Annotated in this window: 1 protein-coding gene; it reads left to right on the forward strand. The window is 74.0% G+C overall.

Annotated features, from left to right (window positions below):
- On the forward strand, positions 1 to 1,614 hold a 1,614-nt coding region (locus AC1D01_RS33905; protein WP_477873853.1), incomplete at both ends, for an amino acid adenylation domain-containing protein.

Genomic DNA, 1,614 nt, shown 5'->3' on the forward strand with positions numbered 1-1,614 from the left:
CAGCCTGGCCGCGCAGCTCGGCCGGCAGGGCATAGGCGCCGAGGAGCGCGTCGCGCTGCTGCTGGAGCGCGGCAGCCCGTTCGTGCTGGCGATGCTGGCGGTGATGAAGGCCGGCGCGGTGGCCGTGCCGCTCGATCCCGCGTTGCCGGTGCCGCGGCTGCAGGAGCTGCTGCGCGACTGCGGCGCACGCGCGCTGATGGCGGCCGGGCCGGTGGCGTGGAGCACGCTGCCGGTGATCGTGCCGGCCTTCGAGGCGCCGAGCTCGCTGCTGCTGCCGCCCGAGCCGGTCTTGCTGCCGGACCAGGCCGCGTACCTGATCTACACCTCGGGCTCGACCGGCGCGCCGAAGGGCGTCGTGGTGTCGCACGGTGCGCTCGCGAACTACACACAGGCGATGCTCGCGCGGCTGGCCTTGCCTGACGACTTGCCGCAGGGCCTGAACTTCGCGATGGTGTCCACCGTCGCCGCCGACCTGGGCCACACGACGCTGTTCGGCGCGCTGTGCTCGGGTGGCAGCTTGCTGATGCTCGACAGCGCCGCGGCCTTCGACCCGGATGCCTTCGCCGACGCGATGCAGCGCCACCGCATCGACGTGCTGAAGATCGTGCCCAGCCACCTGAAGGGCCTGCTGAACGCCGCGCGGCCGCAGGACGTGCTGCCGGCCCACACGCTGGTGCTCGGCGGCGAGGCGGCCGATGCGGCGCTGCTGGCCACCGTGCGCGCGCTGCGGCCGGGGCTGCGCATCGTCAACCACTACGGGCCGACCGAGACCTGCGTCGGCATGCTGATGCACGTCGCCAGCGATGCCGACGCGGCGCTGCCGCTGGGCCGGCCGATCGGCGGCATGTCGGCCTTCGTGCTCGACGAGGCGCTCGAGCCGGTGCAGCCGGGCATCGCCGGCGAGCTGTTCGTCGGCGGGCCGGGCGTGGCGCGGGGCTACCGCGGGCAGCCGGGGCTGACGGCGGGCCGCTTCGTCGCGTCTCCCCACGGCACCGGCGAGCGGCTGTACCGCACCGGCGACCTGGCGTGCTGGCGCGAGGGTGAGAACGGTGGGGGCGAGCTCGAATACCTSGGCCGCATCGACCATCAGGTGAAGATCCGCGGCGTGCGCATCGAGCTCGGCGAGATCGAGGCCGGCCTGCTGGCGCAACCCGGCGTGCGCGAGGCCGTGGTCGTGGCGCGCGGTGGCGAGGTGCTGGTGGCGTATGTGTCGGCACAGCCGGGGCAGTCGCTCGATCCGCAAGCGCTGCGCGCGCAGTTGGCCATGCGCCTGCCCGATGCGATGCTGCCGGCCGGGATCACCGTGCTCGACACGCTGCCGCTGAACGCCAACGGCAAGATCGATCGCAACGCCTTGCCGGCCACCGGGCCTCAGGCGGCACGCGCCTTCGAGCCGCCGCAGGGCGAGGCCGAGACGGTGCTTGCGGCGATCTGGGCCGAGGTGCTGGGCGTCGAGCGTGTCGGCCGCGAAGACCGCTTCTTCGAACTCGGCGGGCATTCGCTGGCCGCCCTGCGCGTGCAGTCGCGGCTGCGCGAGCGGCTGGGCGTCGCGCTGCCGCTGCGCAGCCTGTTCGAGCACGGCTCGCTTGCCGCGCTGGCCGCTGCCGTGCAAGC

Source organism: Rhizobacter sp. P3_B12, assembly GCF_056402895.1.